At 66.2% G+C, this 22,936-nt stretch carries 19 protein-coding genes, 1 tRNA gene and 2 pseudogenes; 14 read left to right on the forward strand and 8 right to left on the reverse strand.

Annotation, left to right across the window (positions count from 1 at the left end):
• Positions 1-85 precede the first annotated feature (85 nt).
• From ACVW1C_RS20025 to ACVW1C_RS20035, 3 genes are all read right to left on the reverse strand, one after another.
• Complete coding sequence (locus ACVW1C_RS20025) at positions 86-499, reverse strand: EVE domain-containing protein (protein ID WP_456759887.1); 414 nt, start codon at positions 497-499, stop codon at positions 86-88.
• Positions 500-677: 178 nt separating this feature from the next.
• A complete protein-coding gene (locus ACVW1C_RS20030) occupies positions 678-1,790 on the reverse strand; it encodes an alpha/beta hydrolase (protein ID WP_456759888.1) in 1,113 nt (370 codons plus the stop codon).
• A gap of 122 nt (positions 1,791-1,912) precedes the next feature.
• Complete coding sequence (locus ACVW1C_RS20035; protein WP_456759889.1) at positions 1,913-2,818, reverse strand: LysR substrate-binding domain-containing protein; 906 nt, start codon at positions 2,816-2,818, stop codon at positions 1,913-1,915.
• A gap of 113 nt (positions 2,819-2,931) precedes the next feature.
• Between ACVW1C_RS20035 and ACVW1C_RS20040 the strand changes: the two genes are divergently transcribed.
• Positions 2,932-3,696, forward strand: a complete 765-nt coding sequence (locus ACVW1C_RS20040) for a haloacid dehalogenase type II (RefSeq protein ID WP_456759890.1) — start codon at positions 2,932-2,934, stop codon at positions 3,694-3,696.
• A gap of 65 nt (positions 3,697-3,761) precedes the next feature.
• Here the strand turns inward: ACVW1C_RS20040 and ACVW1C_RS20045 are convergent, their stop codons facing one another.
• On the reverse strand, positions 3,762-4,742 hold the full coding sequence (locus ACVW1C_RS20045; RefSeq protein ID WP_456759891.1) for an NAD(P)H-dependent glycerol-3-phosphate dehydrogenase: 981 nt from the start codon (positions 4,740-4,742) through the stop codon (positions 3,762-3,764).
• Between the two features lie 194 nt (positions 4,743-4,936).
• Positions 4,937-6,010: a tRNA (adenosine(37)-N6)-threonylcarbamoyltransferase complex transferase subunit TsaD gene (tsaD, locus tag ACVW1C_RS20050; protein ID WP_456763122.1), complete on the reverse strand. Its 1,074-nt coding sequence runs from the start codon at positions 6,008-6,010 to the stop codon at positions 4,937-4,939.
• A gap of 174 nt (positions 6,011-6,184) precedes the next feature.
• Here tsaD and ACVW1C_RS20055 point away from each other — a divergent pair, with 174 nt between their 5' ends.
• From ACVW1C_RS20055 to ACVW1C_RS20065, 3 genes are all read left to right on the forward strand, one after another.
• The gene (locus ACVW1C_RS20055; RefSeq protein ID WP_456759892.1) at positions 6,185-6,922 is read left to right on the forward strand and encodes a uroporphyrinogen-III synthase; all 738 of its coding nucleotides are present in this window, start codon (positions 6,185-6,187) and stop codon (positions 6,920-6,922) included.
• 207 nt (positions 6,923-7,129) lie between these two features.
• A complete protein-coding gene (locus tag ACVW1C_RS20060) occupies positions 7,130-8,386 on the forward strand; it encodes a hypothetical protein (RefSeq protein ID WP_456759893.1) in 1,257 nt (418 codons plus the stop codon).
• A 20-nt stretch (positions 8,387-8,406) separates the two neighbouring features.
• Positions 8,407-10,161: a heme biosynthesis HemY N-terminal domain-containing protein gene (locus tag ACVW1C_RS20065; RefSeq protein ID WP_456759894.1), complete on the forward strand. Its 1,755-nt coding sequence runs from the start codon at positions 8,407-8,409 to the stop codon at positions 10,159-10,161.
• Here the strand turns inward: ACVW1C_RS20065 and ACVW1C_RS20070 are convergent.
• Positions 10,158-10,295 (reverse strand): hypothetical protein, encoded by a 138-nt coding sequence (locus ACVW1C_RS20070; protein WP_456759895.1) that lies wholly within the window; start codon positions 10,293-10,295, stop codon positions 10,158-10,160. The genes ACVW1C_RS20065 and ACVW1C_RS20070 overlap by 4 nt on opposite strands.
• Here ACVW1C_RS20070 and ACVW1C_RS20075 point away from each other — a divergent pair.
• Positions 10,269-10,344: transfer RNA gene (locus ACVW1C_RS20075), tRNA-Thr, on the forward strand. The genes ACVW1C_RS20070 and ACVW1C_RS20075 overlap by 27 nt on opposite strands.
• 1,001 nt (positions 10,345-11,345) lie before the next feature.
• A complete protein-coding gene (locus tag ACVW1C_RS20080) occupies positions 11,346-11,774 on the forward strand; it encodes a hypothetical protein (RefSeq protein WP_456759896.1) in 429 nt (142 codons plus the stop codon).
• Between the two features lie 290 nt (positions 11,775-12,064).
• Here the strand turns inward: ACVW1C_RS20080 and ACVW1C_RS20085 are convergent, their stop codons facing one another.
• Positions 12,065-13,120, reverse strand: coding sequence for a polysaccharide deacetylase family protein (locus ACVW1C_RS20085; RefSeq protein WP_456759897.1), 1,056 nt, complete (start codon positions 13,118-13,120; stop codon positions 12,065-12,067).
• A 219-nt stretch (positions 13,121-13,339) separates the two neighbouring features.
• Here ACVW1C_RS20085 and ACVW1C_RS20090 point away from each other — a divergent pair, with 219 nt between their 5' ends.
• A complete protein-coding gene (locus ACVW1C_RS20090; RefSeq protein ID WP_456759898.1) occupies positions 13,340-13,630 on the forward strand; it encodes a hypothetical protein in 291 nt (96 codons plus the stop codon).
• A 157-nt stretch (positions 13,631-13,787) separates the two neighbouring features.
• On the forward strand, positions 13,788-14,003 hold the full coding sequence (locus ACVW1C_RS20095) for a cysteine rich repeat-containing protein (protein ID WP_456759899.1): 216 nt from the start codon (positions 13,788-13,790) through the stop codon (positions 14,001-14,003).
• A gap of 60 nt (positions 14,004-14,063) precedes the next feature.
• On the opposite strand, the pseudogene ACVW1C_RS20100 reads toward ACVW1C_RS20095, so the two are convergent.
• Positions 14,064-15,744 (reverse strand): annotated as a pseudogene (locus tag ACVW1C_RS20100) (MFS transporter).
• Positions 15,745-15,895: 151 nt separating this feature from the next.
• On the opposite strand from ACVW1C_RS20100, the pseudogene ACVW1C_RS20105 reads away from it, so the two are divergent.
• The 6 genes and pseudogenes from ACVW1C_RS20105 (at position 15,896) to ACVW1C_RS20130 (ending at position 22,902) form a co-directional block, all read left to right on the forward strand.
• Positions 15,896-17,258, forward strand: a pseudogene (locus ACVW1C_RS20105) (hydrolase).
• An 83-nt stretch (positions 17,259-17,341) separates the two neighbouring features.
• Positions 17,342-18,727: a cytochrome P450 gene (locus ACVW1C_RS20110; protein WP_456759900.1), complete on the forward strand. Its 1,386-nt coding sequence runs from the start codon at positions 17,342-17,344 to the stop codon at positions 18,725-18,727.
• A 138-nt stretch (positions 18,728-18,865) separates the two neighbouring features.
• Positions 18,866-20,275 (forward strand): DUF5939 domain-containing protein, encoded by a 1,410-nt coding sequence (locus tag ACVW1C_RS20115; protein ID WP_456759901.1) that lies wholly within the window; start codon positions 18,866-18,868, stop codon positions 20,273-20,275.
• Between the two features lie 170 nt (positions 20,276-20,445).
• Positions 20,446-20,949: a tellurite resistance TerB family protein gene (locus ACVW1C_RS20120; RefSeq protein ID WP_092121262.1), complete on the forward strand. Its 504-nt coding sequence runs from the start codon at positions 20,446-20,448 to the stop codon at positions 20,947-20,949.
• 226 nt (positions 20,950-21,175) lie between these two features.
• A complete protein-coding gene (locus ACVW1C_RS20125; RefSeq protein ID WP_456759902.1) occupies positions 21,176-21,955 on the forward strand; it encodes an SDR family NAD(P)-dependent oxidoreductase in 780 nt (259 codons plus the stop codon).
• 143 nt (positions 21,956-22,098) lie between these two features.
• Positions 22,099-22,902 carry a glutamine amidotransferase gene (locus ACVW1C_RS20130; RefSeq protein ID WP_456759903.1) on the forward strand — a complete coding sequence of 268 codons (804 nt, stop codon included), beginning with the start codon at positions 22,099-22,101 and terminating at the stop codon, positions 22,900-22,902.
• Positions 22,903-22,936: the final 34 nt, after the last annotated feature.

Consider the following 22,936-nt stretch of genomic DNA (forward strand, 5'->3'; position numbering starts at 1 on the left):
TTGATTGCAGAGACAAGCTGTGGCCACAGCGCGCTTCAACAACGCAACCCTGTGGTAATGGGCCCCGGCCTTCGCCGGGACGACGTCAAAGCCCGCCCATCCTGCAGACGTATTTCCATTCCTCTGATGTCACCGGCTGCACCGAGAGCCGCGAATATTTCACCAGCGCCATGTCGGCGAGCTTCTTGTCGGCCTTGATCGCGGCCATTGTCACCGGCGTCTTCAGCGGCTTGTCGGCCTTGATGTCGACGCAGACGAACTTGCCGGTCTTGTCGGTCGGATCCGGATAGGCCTCCTTGATGATCTCGGCGATGCCGACGATCTCCTTGCCCTCGTTGGAATGATAGAAGAACGCCTTGTCGCCCTTCTTCATGTTGACGAGGTTCTGCCGCGCCGTGAAATTGCGCACGCCGGTCCAGGCTTCGCCCTTCGCGCCCTTGGCGACCTGCTGGTCCCACGACCAGACCGACGGCTCGGATTTCACCAGCCAGTAGTTCATTGCGACTCACCCCAGTCTCGATCGTTCATCGCGCGGCAATCTACAGGCACCCGGGCGCCCGCGACAAGCGCGGGCAGCCGATGCCAGAGCGTTTTCGAGCGAAGCCTGTCCCGCACGCGATGCGGGATCGGCACCGGTTCGCGTGAAGAAAACGCGCCAGATAAAGAAGCTCTCGCGCTCACTGCTTCAAATATCGATCAAAGAATTTGGCAATGTCGGTGAATGCCTCCTTCGTCTCGGGCGCATCGATGTTCATCTGGTACTGCGCGTGGGATTGCCCCTCGTAGACGTTGAGATCGGCGATCACGCCGGCGCGGCGCAATTTGCGGTGCGTGCGAACCGTGTTGCTGAGGAACAGGTCGCGCGTGCCCGATGTCAGGATGGTCGGCGGGAAGCCCTTGAAGTCGCCGTAGATCGGCGAGATGTAGGGATTCTTCAGGCTGGTGCCGTTGGCATAGAGCTTGGCCGCACGGCCGAGCCAGCCGTCCCATGTCACCAGCACGTTGTCGACCCACTCATTGCTCGCGTAGCTGTCGCCGATCTTGTCGATGTCGGACCATGGCGTACCCGGCGCGATGGCCGCAGGCAGCGGCAGCTTCTCGTCCCTCGCCCGCAACACCATCGCAAGCGTCATCGCGCCGCCGGTCGAGGTGCCGAAGATCGCCAGCCGGTGGCGCTCGTGCGATTTCAGGACTTCCTTCCAGACCGCCATCGCGTCGTCCATCGCAGCCGGATAGGGAAAGTCCGGCGGCATCCGGTAATCGACCGAGATCACCTTATAGCCGCCAAAGCCGGCCATCATGATGGCCTCCGGCAACGCGGCTTCGCCGGGGCCGAACACGTAGCCGCCGCCATGCACGTGGATCAGCAGGCGCCGCCGGTTCTCGAGCGCGATCTTGTTCGGCGTCACGATGTAGCAGTGCACGCCGGCAATTCTGGTTTCCTCGACCTTGACGCCGAGCTTCGCCTTCATGGCGGGAATACCCGCGATCAGGAGCTTGGCGCGGCGGTCGATCAGCTCCTTCCACTCCGCAGGGGTCTTCGGGTCGGCGTTGAAATGCGGCGGGTAGGGCGCGCCGATCATCGCCTGCATCTCCGGGGAGACGTCACTTGAGGGATTGCCGATCGATTTGAGCGGGGCGACCCGCTTGCCGTCCTCGGCGTTCGCCGCGGCCTCGCGCTTGGCGAGTTCGTCGTACGGGACGGCCGTTTGCGCGCGGGTGGTGGCGCAGGAGGTGGCGACGGCAAGCAGAATGCTGATCGAAACGATAACGTGACGCGGTTGACGCATGTACTTTCCCCAAGTTCGGTTTCTTGTTGTTGGAACGGGATCCGACGGTCGCCGCTACGCTAGCACAGCGCATGATCTCTGGGCGGAAGTCCGCGCCGTCCAGCGCGACCGGCGCAGACCCGCTATAGGGGGTTGAACGCGATCTGCGGAATCTCGCCGGCGGCGAAGTCCAGGAAGCTCCGAATGCGCGGCGCCATCAGGCGCGCGCTGGGATAGACCAGCTGGACCGGTATCGGCGCGACTTCATAATCCCTCAGCACGCGGACCAGGGATCCCGTCGCGAGTTCACCCGCGACCTGGTACGACAGCACGCGCGTCAAGCCCATGCCGTCGCGCGTCAGTCCGATCGCCGTCTCGGCGCGATTGACCTCCATGCGGCTGGATACCTTGACCTTCTGCGGACCCCCTTGTTTGTGCTGGAACGACCAGATCGCGGGGCTGGCCTGATTGACGAAGGTCACGGCGTGATGCTGCGCGAGATCGTCGGGTCTGCGCGGCCGGCCGTGTCGCTTCAAATAATCGGGGCTGGCGACGACAATGCGCCGGACTTCTCCGACGCGCCGGGCCCTCAGCGAGGAGTCCGTCAGATGGCCGATCCGCAGCGCGATGTCGATCCGCTCGTCGATCAGATCGACGAGACGATCCTCGAGCGCCAGTTGCAGCGTGATGTCGGGGTGACGTTCAAGGAATGTGCGCACCAGCGGTGCGATGTGACGGCTGCCGAACAGCGTCGGCGCCGACAGCTTGATGTTGCCGCGCAGGCTTGCGGCCTCGCCGATCGCGCCGTCGATCGCGTCGTCATAATCGGCGAGCAGGCGGCGCGCCTGCGCCGCAAGCCGCGCGCCGGAGTCGGTCAGCGACAGCTTTCGCGTGGTCCGTTGCAGCAGCTGGATGCCGAGGCGCCGCTCGAGCTCGGCGACGATCCGCGTCGTCGAGGAGGGAGAACGTGCGAGTTTGCGGCCGGCGGCTGCAAACTTTCCACTGTCGACGATTGCGAGAAACAGGCGGAGCTCCTCGAGCCGGTCCATCGTCATCCCCTCCCCGATTGTTCTGAAACACGGAATGATCTCTGCTGAAATCGGGCGATTGTGCCAACACGCAATTGTGTGAACGCTGGCAGCACACAATGCGAGGAATCGACATGCTCCTGGATCGCCGGACGTTTACGACCCTGGCCGCGGCTTCCGTCACGGCGGCGACGGTGCTGCCCGGTCGGTCGCGCGCAGCAGGCCGCCCGCCGTTCCGGGCGGTCGCCTTCGACGGCTTCCCGGTGATCGATCCCCGTCCCGTATCCGCCCGGCTCGACGAGATGTTCCCCGGCATGGGTGCGCAGCTGAGCGCCGTGTGGCGAACACGGCAATTCGAATACAGCTGGCTCAGGACGCTCGGCGGGCAATATGCCGACTTCTGGCGGGTCACCGAGGACGCGCTGGTGTTCGCGGCAAAGGCGATGAAGATCTCGCTCTCGCCCGAGCAGCGCGACCGCCTGATGCAGTGCTACCTGGAACTGAAGGCGTGGCCGAATGTCGTGCCGGCGCTCGTGCAGCTTCGCGCCGTCGGCCTGCGCATGGCGTTTCTCTCCAACTTCACGGCACCGATGCTGGACGCGGTGATCAAGAATTCCGGGCTCGAGGGCCTGTTCGAAGATCACCTGAGCACCGACAAGGTCGCTGCCTTCAAGCCGGACGCGCGCGCCTATCAAATGGGTGTCGACGCGTTTGGACTGAAGAAGGAGGAGATCGTCTTTGCCGCATTCGCCGGATGGGACGTGGCCGGCGCAAAATGGTTCGGTTATCCGACCTTTTGGGTCAACCGCAGCAACGCGTCAGCCGAGGAACTCGGCGTGACACCCGATGGAGCGGGGGCCGGACTGCACGACCTCGTCGCCTTCGCGACGGCGCGCTGATGAGAACGCTCTTGAACGAAGCGGTCGCCGTCTCGCGTGGAGAAAACGCGTCACTGCGACAAGCGCTAACCTTCCGCCTTGAATGGCCGCGTCAGCAGGCCTTCGATCGCGTCATCGATCGTCAGCCGGTCGCTCAGGATCGCGGCGACCGCGTTTGACACCGGCATATCGACCTTCCGCGCGGCGGCGAGCTCGCACAGCACCGGCGCGGTGAATGCGCCCTCGGCGAGCTTGCCGACCGGCGCCGCTTCACCGCGGCCGAGCGCGAGGCCGAGCGCGAAATTGCGCGATTGCGCGGTCGAGCAGCTGAGCAGGAGATCGCCCAACCCAGACAGGCCGGCGAGGGTTTCGGTGCGCGCACCGCAGGCGCGGCCCAATCGCGCGAGTTCGCTGAAGCCGCGCGTGGTCAGCGCCGCGAGCGCGGAAGCGCCGAGATTCCTGCCGACGACGATGCCGGCTGCGATCGCCAGCACGTTCTTGGCCGCGCCGCCGATCTCGACGCCGCGCACATCGGTGGTGTGATAGGGCCGGAAGGTCGCCGAGCCGAGCGCCTGGACGAGCGCGCGCGCCAGCGCCTCGTCCCTGCTGGCCAACGTCACGGCAGTCGGCAATCCGCGCGCAACGTCGTCGGCAAAGCTCGGCCCCGACAGGATCGCGGGCACCGCGCGCGGTGCTGCTTCGGCGATCACCTCGGTCATGAACTTGTGCGTGCCGTGCTCGATGCCCTTGGCACAGGCGATGACAGGTGTATCGGGCGCAAGATGCGGCGCCAGATGGCTGACCGCGGCGCGCAAATGCTGCGCCGGAGTGACCGCGAGAATGATGTCCGCGCGCGCGGCAGCGGCGATATCCGATGTCACCGCGATGCCGGGATGCAGCTGGACGCCGGCCAGCCGCGGATTGACCCGCGTCGCCTGGATCTGCGCGGCATGCTCGGCATTGCGCGCATACAGCGTCACCTTGCGCCCGGCGCGCGCCGCGACATCGGCCAATGCCGTGCCCCAGGCGCCGGCACCGATTACGCTGACTGACATATGCGCGGGCATCGGAACCCCTAGCTCAGTTGTGCTCCCTCGCCCCGCTCTTGCGGGGAGAAGGCTGGGGTGAGGGGCTGTATCCGCGGGCACCGGGCATGCGGAGAGTCCCCCTCACCCGGATCACATCTTCGATGTGATCCGACCTCTCCCCGCAGGCGGGGCGAGGTGAAGGAGTGTCCGCAGCGCACTTCGGCAAACATGACTCAATATCCGGCGCGGCTGTTGGCGTAGCCGGCCGGCGCCTTGGCGTTGGCATCGAGCAGCCAGCGCGCGCGCGGCGGCGCTTCCAGCGTGTCGGTGAGGCCAAGCGCCATCCGTTCGGCGCCGGCCCAGGCGATCATCGCGCCATTGTCGGTGCAGAGCGCCGGCGGCGGGATGATCAGCGTGGTCTGCGCCTCCGCCGCGACATCCTGCAGTGCGCTGCGAATGGCGTGGTTGGCGGCAACACCGCCGGCCGCGACCAGCGCGCGCGGCGTGCCGAAGCGCTCCTGGAACAACCTCAAGCCGACGGTCAGCCGATCCGCGGTCGATTCCAGCACCGCGGCCTGGAAGCTTGCGCAGAGGTCGCTGATGTCCTGCGGCTCGAGCGGCTCCAGCCGGCTGGCTTCATTGCGCACCGCCGTCTTCAATCCCGACAGCGAGAAATTCGCATCGGGACGGCCGAGCATCGGGCGCGGAAACGCAAATCGCGTCGGGTCGCCGCCGGCCGCGGCGCGCTCGACTTGCGGTCCGCCGGGATAGGGCAGCGACAGCATCTTCGCCACCTTGTCGAACGCCTCGCCCATCGCGTCGTCGACCGTGGTGCCGAGCCGCACATATTCGCCGACGCCGACCACGGCGACGATCTGGGTGTGGCCGCCCGAGGCCAGGAACAGGCAATAGGGAAACGCCAGCGCACAGGTTAGCCGTGGCGTCAGCGCGTGCGCCTCGAGATGGTTCACCGCGATCAGCGGCGTGTCGTGCACCATCGCGATCGCTTTCGCGGTGGTGAGACCGACGATCACCCCGCCGATCAGGCCGGGTCCGGCGGCGGCCGCGACCGCCGACAATTGTGCGTAGCCGACGCCGGCCTCCTTCATGGCGGAGGCGACGATCCCGTCCAGCAGGTCGACATGGGCGCGCGCGGCGATCTCCGGCACCACGCCGCCGAAGCGGGCGTGCTCGTCGGTCTGCGAGCGCACGACGTTGGAGAGGATCCTTGCCTGTCCGTCAGCCTGGCGCTCGACCACCGCGGCTGCGGTTTCATCGCAGGTGGTCTCGATCCCCAGCACCAGCATCGGTGGTTCGTGTCCCAATTCAGGCCCTTGTGCTACCAGCATGATCCGGACAGGCCGGAACCGGTTTCCGGCAAGATCATGTTCATCAGAATGTCCCCTTACGGGGTAGCATTGCGAGGTCTCAAAGTGCAATCGGTCGGCAAGGTCGAATTTACAAGGCTGGAGGCCTGAGGCGTGACGATCCTTGTCACACGACCGCATCCGGACAACGAAGCGACGCTCGCGACGTTGCGCCAACGCGGCTTCGAGGCCCTCGCGGCGCCGGTGCTGCGCTTCGAGCCGATGCCGTTCCACGACGACAACGCGGATTATGACGGGGTCATCCTGACCAGCGCCAATGCGCTGCGCGCACTCGATCTCGCCGGCAGCCGGCTACTGGGTCTGCCGTTGTTCGCGGTGGGCGCGCACACCGCCGACGCCGCGCGCGCCGCGGGCTTCGACAAGGTGATGGTGGCCAAGGGCGATGCGGTGAGCTTGCGCGATCTCGTGCTTGCACGGGTCAAGGCCGGTGAGCTTGCGGCATCAGCGACGCTGCTCCATCTCGCCGGCGCCGACCTGTCGCGCGATCTCGCCGGCGAACTCAGCGAAAAGGGGCTGAGCGTCGTCACCCACACAACCTACCGGATGGCGCCGGTGGCCGCCTTCCCAACGGAGGTCAGCGACGCCTTCATGGCGAACCGGATCACCGCGGTGCTGCATTATTCCCGCCGCAGCGCGCAGGCGTTCCTGGACATCATACGGGCCGACGGAATCGAGATTTCGGCGCTCGCTCTGCCGCAATGTTGCATCTCGGCCGCGGTAGCCGCGGTGCTCCATGACGCCGGCGCCACCAATGTGGTGGTGGCGGCGCGGCCGGACGAAAACGCCCTGCTCGAGGCGCTCGGCCGCACCCTGCCGCCGCGGGTGGAATAATTCTTTCGTCTGACCATGATGTTAAGCAATGCTCCGTTTTTCGGATCGTGCTCTAAGAACCTGGGCCGATTCTGACGGAGCGTCTTCAAGCGAAGTGGACCGGTTCGCGTTAAGAAAACGCGACCAAAAGGATAAAAGAATGATCCAATTCAATCGGATAGGATCATGCTCTAGAATGTGTGCCCAGTAGTTTTGAGGACCCTCGCGATGGCTGAAGAAAGGCCCGACGACCCAGGACCTTCGCCGGATTCCCGGCCCAAGCGTGCGCCGCCGACCATCGACCTTCAGGCGACCGAGATCTCCAGCGAGCCGCCGAAGGCGGAGGGGGGTGAGGAAGCCGGCAAGGATACCGAAAAGGATACTGACAAGGCAGCGGAGGCGGCTGCGCCTGAGACGGAGCCCGATCCGGATCCTGCTCCCCACGCGGAGCCGCAGCCCGAGGCCGCCCCCGCGGCGTCCGGGGCCGAGCCGTCGCGGCCGGTGTCGCCTTGGGTGGTGGCGCCGGTATCGGGTGCGGTCGCGGCAGCGCTGGTGATCGGGGTCGGCTGGCTGCTCGGCTGGCCGGCGGTGCCGCCTGTGTCCGCGCCGCCCAGTGCCGCAACGGTCGCCGAGCTCGGCACGAGGCTGACCGCGCTTGAAGCAAAAGCGAGCAGGCCGGTCACTGCGGCCGCCGATCCCGCGGCAACCGCGCGGCTGGACGCGCTCGACAAATCGATCGCCGCGTTGCGCACCGAGCTCGCCGCGACGCGGGCGCAATCCGACAAGCTTGCGGCGGCAGTCAATGAGGCGAAGGCCACGCCGCGCGATGGCGCGGCTGCGCCCGACATCTCCGGCATCACGGCACGCATCGACAAGATCGAGGGCGCGGTGAAGGCGCAGGGCGCCGCGATCGCGAAGCAGAATAGCAAGATCGCCGACACCAAGGCCGAGGCGAAGGCGGACGACGTGCCGCTGCGCCGCGTGGTGGCGGCATCGCTGCTCGACGTCGCGGTTCGTCACGGCGATCCCTATGCCTCGGCGCTCGAGGCGGCGAAAGCGATTGCCGACAATCCTGACGTGCTGAAGCCGCTCGACGTCTTCGCCGCGTCAGGCGTGCCTAGTCCGAATAAGCTGTGCCGCGATCTGATCGAGATCGTGCCGCAACTCGCACCGCCGCCGCCGGACGCCGCGTCGGCCAGCGCGGGGCTGGTCGATCGTCTGCAGGCCGGTGCTTCCAAGCTGATCCGCATCGAGCGGACCGACGGCACCGGGACCGACCGCGGCAGCATCGTCGCGCGCGTGACATCGGCCGCCGTGCATAATGATCTCGCATTGACCGAGCGCGAATTGAAGTCGTTGCCGCCGGCCGATCGCGCCGCGGCGCAAGCCTGGCTCGCCAAGGTGGACGCGCGCCGCGCCGCGCTCGACGCGTCGCGGAAATTTGCCGACAACGCCATGGCGGCGCTCGCCACGGTCAACCAGTAAGTCTTTGCAATAGGTTCTCGATGATCCGGATCATTCTGTTCCTGCTGCTGATCGCACTCGCCGCAGCGGGTGCGGCCTGGTTGGCCGATCAGCCCGGCGATCTCGTGCTGAACTGGGGCGGTTTGCGCCTCACGTCCAAGCAGCCGATGTATTTGCTCGGCCTCGTCATCATCGTCGCGATGGTCGCCGGCGTGATCCTGCGCGGCCTGTGGAAGATCCCCGGACATATCCGCCGCGGCAGGCGCGAGCGGCGCCACGCGCGCGGCCGTCACGCCATCACGCAAGGCCTGCTCGCGATCGGACATGGCGATTCGTCGGCGGCACGGGCGCATGCCGAAGTGGCGCGGCGCCATGCCGGCGGCGATCCGCTGGCGCTGTTGCTGCACGCGCAATCGGCGCAGCTCGACGGCGACCGCGATGGCGCGCAGCGCGCCTTCCGCGCCATGGCCGAGCGCCCGGACACGCGGCTGCTCGGTTTGCGCGGCCTGTTCATCGAGGCGCAGCGTGCCGACGATCCGGTTGCGGCCGTGATGATTGCCGAGGAAGCGCTGAAAATGTCGCCGTCCTCGTCCTGGGCCTCGCATGCGGTGCTCGGCTTCTGCTGCGCCAAGGGTGACTGGGCCGGTGCGCTGTCGATCATCGACAACAACCAGGCCTCCGGGTTGATCGACAAGGCGACCTACCGGCGGCAACGCGGCGTGCTGCTCACGGCCCGCGCGCTGGAGTTCGAGACCGTCGATCGCGACCTGTCGCGCGCGAGCGCGATGGAGGCGCTCAAGCTGGCGCCGACGCTGATCCCGGCCGCGGTGCTTGCCGCCAAATTCGAGAGCGAGGCGCATCAGGTGCGCCGTGCGATGCGGATCGTCGAGACCGCGTGGCTGGCGCAGCCGCATCCCGATCTCGCCGATGCCTATTCGCATGTGCGCCTCGGCGATTCCGCGCGCCAGCGCCTGGTGCGCGTCGAGACGCTGGCGGCGAAAACGCCGGGCCATATCGAGGGCGCGCTGGCGATCGCGCGCGCCGCGATCGATGCGACGGAGTTCGCCAAGGCGCGTGCGGCGCTGGAGCCGTTCACGGCGGCGCCGACGCAGCGCGTCGCGCTGTTGATGGCGGAGATCGAGCGCACCGAGCATGGCGACAGCGGCCGGGCGCGGGCTTGGACCTTGCGCGCGGTGCGCGCGCTGCACGATCCGGTGTGGACCGCGGACGGCTATGTCTCCGACCGCTGGCGTCCGGTCTCGCCGGTCACCGGCCGTCTCGATGCCTTCCAGTGGCAGACCCCGGTGGCGGCGCTGCCGTCCGACAAGGGCCATGCGATCGAGCCCTCGCCGTTCGAGGAGGCGATGCTGGCGCCGCGCCGGGTCGAGCCGCCAAAGGAACTGGCCGGCGAGCCGCCCCCGCCTGAGCCGGTCGAGGTCAAGGTCGAGGTCAAGCCCATCGAGCCGGCCACCCCGACGGCGCAGGATAACGCCCCGCTGCCGGCGGCTATCGAGGCTGAGCCGGCCCCAGTTCAGGCCGACCCGCCCGCATCGGAGCCGGCTCCGCCCCCGGCCGCCGAATCGGCTCCCCCGGCGCCCGCCCCCCTGTTCCGTTCCCGGACCGACCTGCCGAAATCGGCGCCTGCGCCGATTCCGGCCGTCATCCCGATCGTCCGGGCCCCCGACGACCCGGGGGTCGACGAGGACGGCTCGGTGGACGAATTTGCGGAACAAATCGGCCCGGCCAAGGCCCAGATCGGCGGTTGGCGCGGATTTCTGTCACGTTTGGGAAGCTAATTGGCGGTTAGATAACCGCCGCGCGGTTCAATGGCTGCGTTTTCCTTGCCAATCGAGGTCATGCCCGATATCAGGTGGCGCGCTGTCAGGCCGTTGCCGAACGGTTCGCCGCAATAGCTCAGTTGGTAGAGCACGTCATTCGTAATGACGGGGTCGGGGGTTCGAGTCCCTCTTGCGGCACCAGCATTTTGCGCTGAAAATCGTCGGTTTTCTGCTTTCTGCCTGGATGTCAGGTCAGGCGTAGGAACCACCGAGTAACCACGGTTTTTTGCGAAATAGTACCCCTCCCTGTTTGGGGCCCCAGAGGCCAATCAACGATCGGCCAAAAGAAGATTTCCAGAGCGTGGCCGGAAACCAAGGGAATCGATTCCACTTGGAGTAATCGAGTGGACGAGGGGCAACCGCGTTTTACCTGCTGTGTGATTTCCCTCGGTGTCAGGGTTGCGAGGGGATGAAGGGGAAATCATCCGGCTTCGCAATTGAACCCTGCGAGGGCTCGAATGAAAGATCATACTGCCCCTTGTTGGGCCGCGCAGTATCGCCTGAAACAACGGAAAACGCGATCTGAGCTAATTGCAGGCCAGGATAGAGGCTTAGGTGCCAAGCTGATTTACGTTTCGCTCTGGGATCAGGGCGACGGATATGCTGCGAACTTGCTTGAGAGCTGGCGCAATCACCACGTTGCAACAGTCAACGCTGCTAGTCCGGAAACGCGGGAGGCGACAGCAGTTGCCGCCCAAAGGACCTGGGCGTGCGAGACGTCATATTGGCTGTGGCGGCAAAGGCGGGGGCTTACCTTCCTCGCTACGCCGAAATCGATTTCCCTGTTGCCGCGGACCTCTAGGGGAACAGCTAGGCCGGCCAAGGAAGAAGAGCTCGCCCGATTCTGCAAGACATTCGGACTGCGACTGCGGAAATTTTCTGGCGAAGTATCGAACGTTTTTGAGACGGCGAGCAGTGCTAGGGATCCATGATTTCTGACCGGGGCGACCCGCAACGATCTCTTTTTCAATTCCAAACGTTCGCGAACGCCTCTGCTTGTCGGATGATCCGCCACCCGCGGTGGTGGCCTGCGGCGGGCGATCACGCGGAGCTGAGCGCGGCCGCGATGGCTTGCGTGAAGCAGCTCACATAGCCGCGCGTGCGGCGTGGTTAGTCTTCCCGCGATCTACGGGAGAAAACCAATGCGCAAACTCCTCCTGATCACGGCGATGGTTTTGGCTTCCGCTTCCGCGCAGGCCGGCGAACGAAGCCTGTCGTTGGGCGGGGCCCACGCGCTGCCCGCGGCGGCGTCGAATGCGGTCAGCACGGCGGACAAGGTTGCGGATGCGCGGGTGCCCGCCGTCGAGGCACCGCCGAAGCCGCCGGAGGCGCCAAAATATATCGAGCGGTCAGTGCCAGCTGCCGCGCCGGCGCCACAGCCGCAGGCCCAGCCGGCAATGCAGCAGGAGACAGTGCAGCAGGCGAACGTCCAGCCGTCAGCGTCGCCGGACGCCAGGCCTGCGCCGGAGCAGCGGACGACCGCGCGCGCGTCGAGCCATCGCCGCCATGCGCGGCGCTGGACCGAGGGCCGCATCATTGGCGAACTGCATCGCCACGGGATTTACTGGTAGCGCCGAAAGGGAAGCTGCTCCCTCTTCCGCTTGCGGGCAGGGCGATCGCATATGGTCCCGGTGAGGGGCGTTCACGCAATTTCGGAATAATAGAATTATATCGGCGATTTGCCCGACTAGTCAAGTTGCCTTTGTCGAGCGCCAGTACCCGCCCGCTCCTTTGCATGGGGTTGTTTTCGATATTTTGGCGGCGCGCATCTGCGGCAGGGAACCGTTGCCCCCCGATACCACAAACGAAAGCGCCCCTGGATCGGATCCAGGGGCGCTTTGCGTTGAGCGTGTTCGCGGCGTTACTCGGCGACCGTCTGCACGACGTTGCCGATCGGCCGGCCCGATGCGACCGGCTTCTCGGTCTTCGCCATCATCGCGTCGTATTCCGGCAGCGTCTCGATCTGGGTCTTGGCCTTCATCCAGACCACCTTGTAGCCGCCCGCCTTCAGCTTGCGCAGCAGCGTCGGCAGCGCCTGCGCGGTGTGCTTCTGCAAGTCATGCATCAGGATGATGCCCTTGTGCTCCTTGTCGAGCTTGGTCATCACGTTGTTGATGACTTCGTCCGAGCTCTTGGACTTGAAGTCGTTGGAGTCGACGTCGACCGAGAACATCGCGATGTTGCGGGTGCCGAGATAGGCTGTGGTCGCCGGCGTATGCGCCAGCGCCGGGAAGCGGAAGAACGGAGCGGGGTTCGCACCCAGCGCCAGCTTCACCGCGCTAAAACCCTTCTCGATCTCGTCCTTGGCCTGCTGCTCGGTGATCTTCTTGCTCGCCAGATGCGCGTGCGACCAGGTGTGGGCGCCGATGGTGTGGCCGGCGGCGGCGACCTGGCGGAGAATGTCCGGGTGATAGGTGGTGTGCAGGCCGATCGGGAAGAACACCGCCTTGGTGCACTCGTCCGCCAGCGCCTTGAGCACGGCGGGTGTGGTCGGCCACGGACCGTCGTCGAAGGTCAGCACGACCTCATGGTCGGTCAGGAAGTCATACTGCTTGTACTGCAGGAAGCCGAAGCCCGGGCCGCCTGTGGTGTCGACCACGACAGTGCGGCTGATGCCGAGCGCGTCGGGATTGGCGCATCTGGGTGCGGCGGCGATCGGGGCCGGCGCCGGGGCGGGGGCAGCGGCCGGGGCTGCCGCCTGGGTGGCATCGGCGCGCTTCGACAGCGCGGCGGTCGTCTCGACATCGTCCTTGGCAGCCTGCTTTGCCGCGGCCGCAGGGAGCGGATCGGCCTTGGCTGCGGCGGTTGTCTGCGGAGCAGCCGCGTCGGCACGCGGGGAGGAGGTCCAGAACCACACGCCGGCGATCACGATCGCCGCTACAACACTGGCCAGCATCAGGCCCAACGCACTACGCATCGCTACACACTCTCTCGGAACTTAAGGATACGCCACAGCCGTAACGACCGATTAATGCCAACAAGGTCTTAACGCGATCCCAACAAGGCGCCGGAAGGACAACAAAAAGCGGGCCTTACCCATGCGTGATGACCGTCACAGTCTTCGGACGCGCTGCCGTTCAGGATCGGACGATCGAACAACGGGCCCCGCCATTTGCGGCGCCGATGGGAGCCGATCATGACCACCGTCTTCAAAAGTCAGGTTCTAGGACGTGCAGTTCGCAGCGTCGGCGTCGCGTTGGCTTTTGCGGCCTGCGTTTCCGTGCTGTCGCCGACGGCGAGCTTTGCGTTCAGCGCCGAGGCGCAGCAGATGTGCTCGGGCGACGCGTTCCGCCTGTGCAGCGCGGAGATCCCGAACATCCCCAGGATCACCGCCTGCATGGTCAAGAATCGCTCCCAGCTGAGCAGCGGCTGCCGCGTGGTGCTGGATCGCGATCTCGCCGCCCAGCGCAGGGCCGCCGCGGAGTGATTTTGGCATCTGACGGGCAAACCTGCGGCGACGAGACGCAGGCCATCTCGGGATGGTCATCCCGGGGCGGAACCTGCCGTTTCGCCCCCGGTTTCAAGCTTCTTCGCGGCCCTGAAACGCTATAGAACCGGCGTTGCATTCCTTAGAGGCTTTGAAGATGACCCGATTTCTGTTCGCCGTCGTTCCACTGGTTCTGTTGACGTCGGCCGCCTCGGCACAGCAGCAGGGGCGTGATGCCTGCTCGCGCGACGCCTCGCGGTTCTGCCGCGCCCATCTCGGCGAGGGCGATCAGGTCGTGCTGGCCTGCCTGAAGGAGCACCGCAGCCGCCTCAGCAAGGCCTGCCTGCAGACGCTCATCGATAACGGGCAGTAGCTCCGATCGTCGTCATTCCGGGCTCGCGCTTCACGTGTCCCGGGAACGACGACTGAGAAATTACGTGCTGCTGCCCGCCGCGGTCGCGACCACCGGGATCACCTCCTTGGCGGCGCGGTCCGGGGTCTCCTCCTTCCAGCGCACCGAGCCGAACGGACGCTCCAGCATCCGGCGCACCCGGATCGGCTCCGCGCCGATGTGGAAGCCGGCCGCCTTCTGATGCAGCTCGCGCTCGATCTGGGTGGCGCGGTTGCGCTGGCGCAGGAAATCGAGCCAGGTCGGGCAATGATAGCGCTCGGTCCACAATTCGGGATCGGCGATGTCGCGCGCGATCGACCAGCCATAGGCGCCATTGCGCTGGCGGCTGAGCTGCACGTCCTGCATCACATTGTGGAAGGCGCGGGCATTGTCCTGCGCTACCCGGTATTCGATCTCGACCACCAGCGGGCCGCTGCGTCCGGTCAGTTGCAGCCGCACCTCGGGATCGGCCAGCGTATCGGTCGCGTCCTCGTTGCGCGCGCCGACCGGCGGCATCCTGAGCCAGATGCCGAGCACCGGCGACAGCAGCATCAGCCCCGGCGGAGATCAACAGCGCCATCTCGACGCCGCCGAGGTCCGTGATGCGGCCCCAGCACCAGCTTCCGATCGCGATGCCGCCGGCGATCGAGGCCTGGAAGGCCGCAAGCGAACGGCCCGCAACCCAGCGCGGCGCCGACAGCTGCACGCCGATATTGAACAGCGCGATCGCCAGCATCCACACCGCGCCGGCAACCACCAGCGCGGCGGCGGTGAGCACCGGCTGCTTGCTCACGGCGACGATCGCGATCGCGACGGCCATCAGCAGCGCGCAGGTGCGCACCGCGGCTTCGCCGCTGAGCCGGCTGCGGATCTCGCTGATGTTGAGCGCGCCGATCACCGCGCCCATGCCGAAGGCCCCGAGCATGATGCCGTAGGTCTGCGCGCCGCCATGCAGCAGGTCGCGCGCCACCAGCGGCATCAGGGCCGAGACCGAGCCGCCGATGATGCCGGTCACCATGGTGCGGGTCAGCACGATCTTGATCGACGGCGAATTGGTGATGTAGCGCACGCCGGAAACGATGGCGCGGTTCAGCCGTTCGCGCGGCAGCCGCGACGGCTCGCTGATGCGATTCCACAGGAACAGCACGGCGAGCAGCGGCAGATACAGCACGGCGTTGGCGGCGAATGCCGCCACGGCGCCTGCGGAGGCGACCACGATGCCGCCGATCGCCGGGCCGAAGCTGCGCGCGATGTTGTAGCTGATGCCGTTCAGCGCGACCGCGGCGGGCAGCGTCTCCGACGGCACCTGCTCGCTGACCGAGGATTGCCAGGCCGGGCCGAACAGCGCCATGCCGCTGCCGACGACGAAGCACAGCGCGAGCAGGATGTTCGGCGTCACCAGATTGAGCCAGGCCAGCACCGTCAGCGTGGTGGCGCCGGAGAGCGCGATCGCCAGCGACACCAGCGCCACGATGCGGCGGTCATGCATGTCGGCGATGGCGCCGGCCGGCATCGCGATCAGCATCACCGGCAGCATCAGCGCGGTCTGCACCAGCGCGACCTTGTCGGCCTCCGCGGTCATCTGGGTCATCGCCCAGGCAGCGCCGACGCCCTGGATCAGGATGCCGAGATTGGAGAGCAGGCTGGCGAGCCAGATCCGCCGGAAGATTGAATGCCGCAACGGAGCAGTGATACGGTCGGGTCGATCAGGCGGTGCGGTCATATCCGGTTCCGGTTGGCCTGCTATGGCTTGTTGAATGATTCCGGCTGCATCAACTGATGCCCGCGAAACGCGTGTCCTGTCCAGCGTTTACGGTATCCTTACGGGCTGTAGGACACAGCCAAGCCACTGAAAGACCTGAGGAAGGGGACCAATGGCGCTGACGCGGCGAACAATTTTGCAAGCGGCCGGCGCACTGTCCCTGCTGTCCGGCCGTCTTGCCGTCCCGGCCCTGGCGCAGCCGGCGCCCGCCGGCGACATCCCGCCGATCCTGTTCGTGCATGGCAATGGCGATCACGCCGCGCTCTGGTTGACGACGCTCTGGCGGATGGAATCCAACGGCGTACCGCGCGAGCGCATGGCCGCGATCAATTTCGCCGATCCCTTGGCGCGTACGGACGACACGGTCGAGCAGGCGGGCCGCTCCTCGACCGAGGATCAGCGCCGCGAGCTCGCCGAGGCGGTGAGGGAGCTGAAGCAGAAGAGCGACGCCGCACGCATCGCGCTGGTCGGGAATTCGCGCGGCGGCAATGCGATCCGCAACTATGTGAAGAATGGTGGCGGCGGCGACATCAGCCACGCGGTGCTGTGCGGCACGCCCAATCACGGTGTGTATGCCTCGGACGACGGGCTCGGCAACGAGTTCAACGGGCGCGGTCCGTTCCTGCGCGGGCTGAACGACGGCGACAGCGAAGTGACTGTCGGCACCGCATTCCTGACCTTGCGCAGCGATGGCCTCGACAAATATGCGCAAGCCGACGGCCGCTTCATCGGCAAGCCGGGCACGCCGACCAACGTCACGTCCGAAGGTCCGGCGTTGAAAGGCGCGACCAACCTGGTGCTCGGCGCGGTGGATCATCGCGAGACCGCGTATCATCCGCGCGCCTTTCGCGAGATCTACATGTTCATCGCGGGGCACGAGCCGTCGCGGATCGAGATTACGCCGGAGACGGCGGTGCGGCTGAGCGGCCTTGTCACGGGCACGCCCGGCGGCGTGCCGACCAACCGGCCGGTGCCGGTCGCCACGGTCGACATCTATCGCGTGTCGGCCGAAACCGGCGAGCGCATCGGCGGCCCGCTGCACAGCTCGCAGACCGGCGCCGACGGCCGCTGGGGTCCGGCGCAGGTCGATCCGTCCTGGCCGCTCGAATTCGTGCTGACCTCGCCTGATGCCGTGACGACGCATATCTATCGCTCGCCATTTCCGCGCTCGTCCGAGATCGTGCATCTGCGCGCGGCACGACCGCTGCTGCCTGCCGATGCCGGTGCGGGCGCCATCGTGCTGATGTCACGGCCGCGTGGCTATTTCGGGCTGCCGCGCGATATCGTGTTGCTGGACCGGCAAGGAACCGGCCGATGTCAAATCCGGCGTGCCGACCGATGCGGTGACGACGTTGCGGCTCGCCGCAGCCGATGTCGGCCGTCCGGTGGCTGCGATCTTCAATAGGGAGCGCATTGTGGCGCGGGCCTGGCCGGCGTCGGAGAATCGGATTGCAGTCGCCGAGCTGACTTACTAGGTCTGGTAGAGGGTCCGCGCGCCTTCATGGCGCCGGGATCGCGTGGCCGGATCGGCCGTTGCGTGAGGCAGGAAGCGAGGACCATGAGCATAGCCGAAGTCCACGATATCACGGTCACGCGGCGTCCCCTGGTCCCGCCGGCGCCGCCGCGCGCGCCCGACGACATGGGTGCGTTCGAGCGGATGCGGGTGATGCGCAACTCGCCGATCGAGACCTGGGGCCAGCGCGCCTATGAGGACGACATCGTCCAGGGCCGCTTTCTCGGCCGCTCGAGCTTCATCCTCAACACGCCGGATGCGATCCGCCATGTGCTGGTCGACAATTACGAGAATTACACGCGCACGCCGGCCGGCATCCGCGTGCTGCGTCCGATGCTGGGCGAGGGACTGCTGATTGCCGAGGGTCGCGCGTGGAAGCATCAGCGCCGCACGCTGGCGCCGGCATTCACGCCGCGCGCGGTGACGACGCTGGTGCCCTACATGATCGCGGCGGTCGACGAGACCATCGCCAAGCTGAAGGCCGCGAGCGGCGGCCCGGTGGATCTGCGCGAGGTGATGCAGCGCATGACGCTGGAGATCGCCGGCCGCACCATGTTCTCGTTCGGCATGGATCGCCACGGCGCCGCGCTGCGCGACTTCGTGATGGAGTATGGCGACACGCTGGCGCGACCGCATATGCTCGACCTGGTGCTGCCCTTGAGCTGGCCGACCCTGCAGGATTTCCGACGCGCCCGCTTCCGCAAGCGCTGGACCGCGTTTGTCGGCCAGCTGATGGCCGAGCGCCGCGCCGCGGGCAAGGATGACAACGCACCGGCCCGCGACCTGTTCGACCTGATGGGTGCCGCGCGCGATCCCGAAACCGGCGAGGCTTTCACCGACGCCCAGCTCGGCGACCAGGTCGCGACGATGATCCTGGCCGGCCATGAGACGACCGCGACCGCGCTGTTCTGGGCGCTCTATCTGCTGGCGCTCGATCCCGAGACCCAGGAACAATTGGCAGCAGAAGTCAGGAGCGTGACGGCGTCTGGCGCGCTCGACATCGAGCGGCTGAAATTCACCCGCGCAGTGATCGACGAAACCATGCGGCTCTATCCGCCGGCGTTCCTGATCGCGCGTGCGGCTGGTGGTCCCGACACCATCGCGGGCCGTCCGGTCAGAAAGCATGACGTAATCCTGATCGCGCCGTGGCTGTTGCATCGGCATGAAAAGTTGTGGCGCGATCCGAACGCGTTCGTGCCACAGCGTTTCATGGCGGAAACGCCGCCCGATCGCTTCGCCTATCTGCCGTTCGGGGTCGGCGCGCGGGTCTGTATCGGCGCGCATTTCGCGCTGGTCGAGGCGACGCTTGCGCTCGCGAAGATCATCGGCACATTCCGTGTCGCGCTGGCGGACAAGGATCCGGTGCTTCCGATCGGCGTGGTGACGACACAGCCGAACCGCTCGCCGGTGTTCACGATCAAACCGCGCTGACCTTGCGCGACGGTGTCCCAATGCTCATCTACGGCGGGTAACTCTTCGTCGAATCGTCATCCCGCTCTATCTCTTTGTTTTGAGCATGATCTTTGCGGAAAACCGCTACTTTTCCGGATCATGCTCTAGGGGCTCACCATGAGCGATACGCAAGCCCACTTCGCAGTCCTCAGGCAGACGGCCGATCCGGCCGTCGTCGATGCCATGCAGCAGCTGATCGCGGACGGCCATGACCGCGAGCTCAATCGCATCAACGCCCTGGATTTCTCGCGCCGCACCGGGCTGGAAGAGGAGAAGGTGATCTCCGGCTTCCTGCATGCTTCGCGGCTCGGGCTGTTCGACATGAGCTGGAACGTGCTGTGTCCGGGATGTGGCGGCGTGCTCGACGCCCACACCACGCTGAAGTCGCTGCGCCATGACGACTATAATTGCGCGCTGTGCGCGGCCGGCTACGAGGCCTCCGTCGACGAGCTGGTCGAGGTTGCCTTCACCGTCAGCCCGCGGGTCCGCCACATCGCCGCGCACGATCCCAACACGCTGCCGATCTGGGAATATTTCCGCCAGATGTTCTGGAGTTCCGGGATCGAGTTCGACGAGAGCGCGGTGTCGACCCTGATCAACGAGGTGACACTGGAGGGGCTCGAATTGCCGCCCGGCGAAAAGGCGATCCTTTCGCTCAATCTGCCCAGTCAGTTCGTCATCGTGTTCGAGCCGGTGACGCATTCGGCGCATTTCTTTGCTGTCGAGGGCGAGCCGACCACCGAGCGTCAGCAATTCTCGATCGCGTTCAACAAGTCCCATGCGCCGACCGGCACCTCGACGATGCGGCCGGGGCCGCTGCGGCTCTCGCTGGAGAATCACGCCGACGTCCGCGTGCTGCCTTCGGTGTGGATCGCGGGCGATCCGCTGCACAAGTTGCTCGGCAGGCGCAAGCCGATCCTCACCGCGAAGCGGATGCTGTCGAACCAGACCTTCCGCGACGTGTTCAAGGCCGACAACCTCACCGTCGACCAGCGGCTGAAGATCACCGCGCTGACCTTCCTGTTCACCGATCTCAAAGGATCGACCGCGCTCTATGAGCGGGTTGGCGATCTCGCCGCGTTCGACCTGGTGCGCGCGCATTTCCACGCTCTGCTCGAGATCATCGCCTCCGAACACGGCGCAGTCGTGAAGACGATCGGCGATGCCGTAATGGCGACCTTCGTCCGGCCCGAGCATGCATTGTCGGCGGGCCTGCGCATGCGGACCGCGATGAAGCAGCTCAACACCGAGCGCGGCAAGGAAGATCTGATCGTCAAGATCGGCATCCATGAGGGGCCGTGCCTCGCGGTGACGCTGAACGAGCGGCAGGACTATTTCGGCCAGACCGTGAATATCGCCGCACGGGTGCAGAGTCTGTCGACGTCACAGGAAATCCATTTGACCCAGCCGGTGATGGAATCGGCAGAAGTCGCGGGCATCCTCGATCGCGCGGCGATCAAGCCGATCCAGAAGGAAGCGGCGCTGCGCGGCATTGCCGACAAGCTCGTGGTGTACGAGATACCGTAGTCACATTGCCGACACGTAATGCTTGCTGAAACGTAATGCCGCAGCGGGAACCCGCGCGGATTGCGCCGGTTCTGTTTCCACGCCATATAGATTTCAACAGCGCATGGTCCGGCGGTTTTCCGGACAGATGCTCAATCAAAGCTTCCAGGCTTCATCCCACAGAGAGAGCGATGCTCGACGGACTCCGCCAATTCATTGCCGATATCGTCTCCCCCGATGCCCAGGCTGACCGCGCCTTCGATGACGGCGACTACCGCCTGGCGGCGACGGCGCTATTGGTGCATGTCGTCTCGCTGGATGGTGAGCCGACGCCGGCCGAGACGCGCAAGCTGCACAGCCTGATCGAGAGCCGTTTCCAGCTCGATCCCGGCACCGCCGACAAGTTGATCGCCTCCGCCATGCGCGTCGAGGGCGAGGCCGTGGATCTCTATCACTTTACCAGTGTGATCATGCGCTCGGTGAACGAGGAGGGACGGCTGCGCATCGTCGAGATGATGTGGGAGCTGGTCTATGCCGACGGCCAGGTGAGCGAGTTCGAGGACAATGTGGTCTGGCGTGCTGCCGATCTGCTCGGCATTTCCTCGCGCGACCGCATTGATCTCAAGCACCGGGTCGCCGAGAAGCAGGCCGAGCTGCCAAAGGGCCCTTGGGGCACGGCAGACGCGGCAATCTGACACGGCTGCCTGCGCAAGTGGACGCCCGCCTGCCGGCGTTGCGGATGACGAAATTTTAATGTCCGCCGCGATTGTGGGCGATCCGACTGAAAATCGGTCGTTTCGTCACGAAACCAGCGGCCCAGCCGCTATCCACAAGCCCATACGCGGCTTGCGTCACACCGCATCCCTATGCTCTCGTCGCCCCGTCGGGACCTCACTAGAATTTGCAGTAAGAGTTTGAAACGTGACTGAGCGTGTGACGCTGATAACCGGGGCATCGGCGGGCATAGGCACCGAACTGGCGCGCGTGTTTGCATCGAATGGTCACCGCGTGGCGCTGGTGGCGCGGCGCGCCGATCGCCTCAAGACCCTCGCCGACGAGCTCGGCGCCAAAGGCGGCGCGGCGCCGATCGTGATTCCCTGCGATCTGCAGCAGACCGATGCCGGCGACAGGATCGCACAGGCCCTGACCGAGGCTGGGGTCGAGGTCGAATATCTGGTCAATAATGCCGGCTTCGGCCTGTTCGGCCTCGCCGTGGAGCGCGACCGCGCCGAACAGCTCGACATCATCAACGTCAATATCCGCGCGCTGACCGACCTGACGCTGCGCTTTGCCGACCAGCTGATCCGCAACCGCGGCGGCATCCTCAACCTCGGTTCGATCGCCGGATTCCTGCCGGGCCCTGGCATGGCCGTGTACTATGCCAGCAAGGCCTATGTGCTGTCGTTTTCCGAGGCGTTGCGCTGCGAACTGGCGCCGAAGGGCGTGCGCGTCACCGTGGTTTGCCCCGGGCCCGTGCCGACCGAATTCCAGGACCGCGCCGGCTTTGCCCCCGGCTTCGATTCCGCCATCCTCGACGTTGCGCCGGCCGAGGTCGCCCGACAGGCCTATCGCGGCCTGATGGCCAACAAGCGCGCCGTGCTGCCCGGCGCCTTCATCAAGCTGGTGCCGCTCCTGCTCCGGCTGTTTCCGCGCTCCTTCATCCTGACCGCGGTCGGCGGTTTTCAGCTGCGCAAGCGCTAGCTTCATCCGGAAAGCCCGTTCATCGCCGTTAAGGCTGTCTCTGGCCCGCGATTTGCTTCGCACGGGTGTGCGCAAGCTCACACGATGTTAACGACCACTTAGCTATGATCGTGCCTTACGTGCCGAAACTTTAAGCAGAGGCAATGTCATTCCGGTCTGACCCAATCCGTGTCGTGGTGCCCTTCGCGAGCCGAAGGCCGGCCGCGGTCACGCCGGCAGACCAGGCGTCGCTGCGGCCGGTGCTGGTGGTCCTGCATCAGGAGACGTCGACCCCCGGCCGGATCGGCAACGCCCTGCGCGCGCTGGGCTACCCGCTCGACATCCGCCGCCCGCGCTTCGGCGACGCGCTGCCCGACACGCTCGAGGCGCATGCCGGCGCGGTGATCTTTGGCGGGCCGATGAGCGCCAACGATCCCGACGACTATGTGCGACGCGAGATCGACTGGATTTCAGTGCCGCTGCGCGAGCAGCGCCCGTTCCTGGGCATCTGCCTCGGCGCGCAGATGCTGGCGCGGCAACTCGGCGCCAAGGTCGCGCCGCATCCGCAAGGCCGCGTCGAGGTCGGCTATTACCCGGTCCGGCCGACGGAGGCGGGCCGCGCATTGTGCCCGGACTGGCCTGCGCGGGTCTATCACTGGCACGGCGAGGGCTTTCAATTGCCCGCGGGCGCGGACCTGCTCGCGGCGGGCGATGATTTCCCGGTGCAGGCGTTCCAGTTCGGCAACGCCTTCGGCCTGCAATTCCATCCTGACGTGACCTACGCGATGATGCATCGCTGGACCACGCGCGGGTGCGCGCGAATGGATTCGCCCGGCGCGCAGCCGCGTCATCTGCACTTCGCCGAACGCGCCGTGCACGATGCCGCCGAGCGCGCGTGGCTGAAGCATTTCATCGACGGCTGGATCGCGCGCGTGCCGCGGCCGGTCGTGCTGCAGGCGGCGGAATAGCCGCCGCGCGGAATTTCGCGCGTCACACGACACG

The organism is Bradyrhizobium sp. USDA 4011 (assembly GCF_054063415.1).

What these genes read in the sequence shown, in the direction of transcription:
- ACVW1C_RS20035 (WP_456759889.1), bottom strand. Translation starts at nt 2,818, where the DNA reads ATGGACCGGCTCGAGGAGCTCCGCCTGTTTCTCGCAATCGTCGACAGT.
- ACVW1C_RS20085 (WP_456759897.1), bottom strand. Translation starts at nt 13,120, where the DNA reads ATGCGTAGTGCGTTGGGCCTGATGCTGGCCAGTGTTGTAGCGGCGATC.
- ACVW1C_RS20025 (WP_456759887.1), bottom strand. Translation starts at nt 499, where the DNA reads ATGAACTACTGGCTGGTGAAATCCGAGCCGTCGGTCTGGTCGTGGGAC.
- ACVW1C_RS20130 (WP_456759903.1), top strand. Translation starts at nt 22,099, where the DNA reads ATGTCATTCCGGTCTGACCCAATCCGTGTCGTGGTGCCCTTCGCGAGC.
- ACVW1C_RS20080 (WP_456759896.1), top strand. Translation starts at nt 11,346, where the DNA reads ATGCGCAAACTCCTCCTGATCACGGCGATGGTTTTGGCTTCCGCTTCC.
- ACVW1C_RS20030 (WP_456759888.1), bottom strand. Translation starts at nt 1,790, where the DNA reads ATGCGTCAACCGCGTCACGTTATCGTTTCGATCAGCATTCTGCTTGCC.
- ACVW1C_RS20095 (WP_456759899.1), top strand. Translation starts at nt 13,788, where the DNA reads ATGACCCGATTTCTGTTCGCCGTCGTTCCACTGGTTCTGTTGACGTCG.
- tsaD (WP_456763122.1), bottom strand. Translation starts at nt 6,010, where the DNA reads ATGCTGGTGCTGGGGATCGAGACCACCTGCGATGAAACCGCAGCCGCG.
- ACVW1C_RS20115 (WP_456759901.1), top strand. Translation starts at nt 18,866, where the DNA reads ATGAGCGATACGCAAGCCCACTTCGCAGTCCTCAGGCAGACGGCCGAT.
- ACVW1C_RS20040 (WP_456759890.1), top strand. Translation starts at nt 2,932, where the DNA reads ATGCTCCTGGATCGCCGGACGTTTACGACCCTGGCCGCGGCTTCCGTC.
- ACVW1C_RS20120 (WP_092121262.1), top strand. Translation starts at nt 20,446, where the DNA reads ATGCTCGACGGACTCCGCCAATTCATTGCCGATATCGTCTCCCCCGAT.
- ACVW1C_RS20060 (WP_456759893.1), top strand. Translation starts at nt 7,130, where the DNA reads ATGGCTGAAGAAAGGCCCGACGACCCAGGACCTTCGCCGGATTCCCGG.
- ACVW1C_RS20045 (WP_456759891.1), bottom strand. Translation starts at nt 4,742, where the DNA reads ATGCCCGCGCATATGTCAGTCAGCGTAATCGGTGCCGGCGCCTGGGGC.
- ACVW1C_RS20065 (WP_456759894.1), top strand. Translation starts at nt 8,407, where the DNA reads ATGATCCGGATCATTCTGTTCCTGCTGCTGATCGCACTCGCCGCAGCG.
- ACVW1C_RS20110 (WP_456759900.1), top strand. Translation starts at nt 17,342, where the DNA reads ATGAGCATAGCCGAAGTCCACGATATCACGGTCACGCGGCGTCCCCTG.
- ACVW1C_RS20090 (WP_456759898.1), top strand. Translation starts at nt 13,340, where the DNA reads ATGACCACCGTCTTCAAAAGTCAGGTTCTAGGACGTGCAGTTCGCAGC.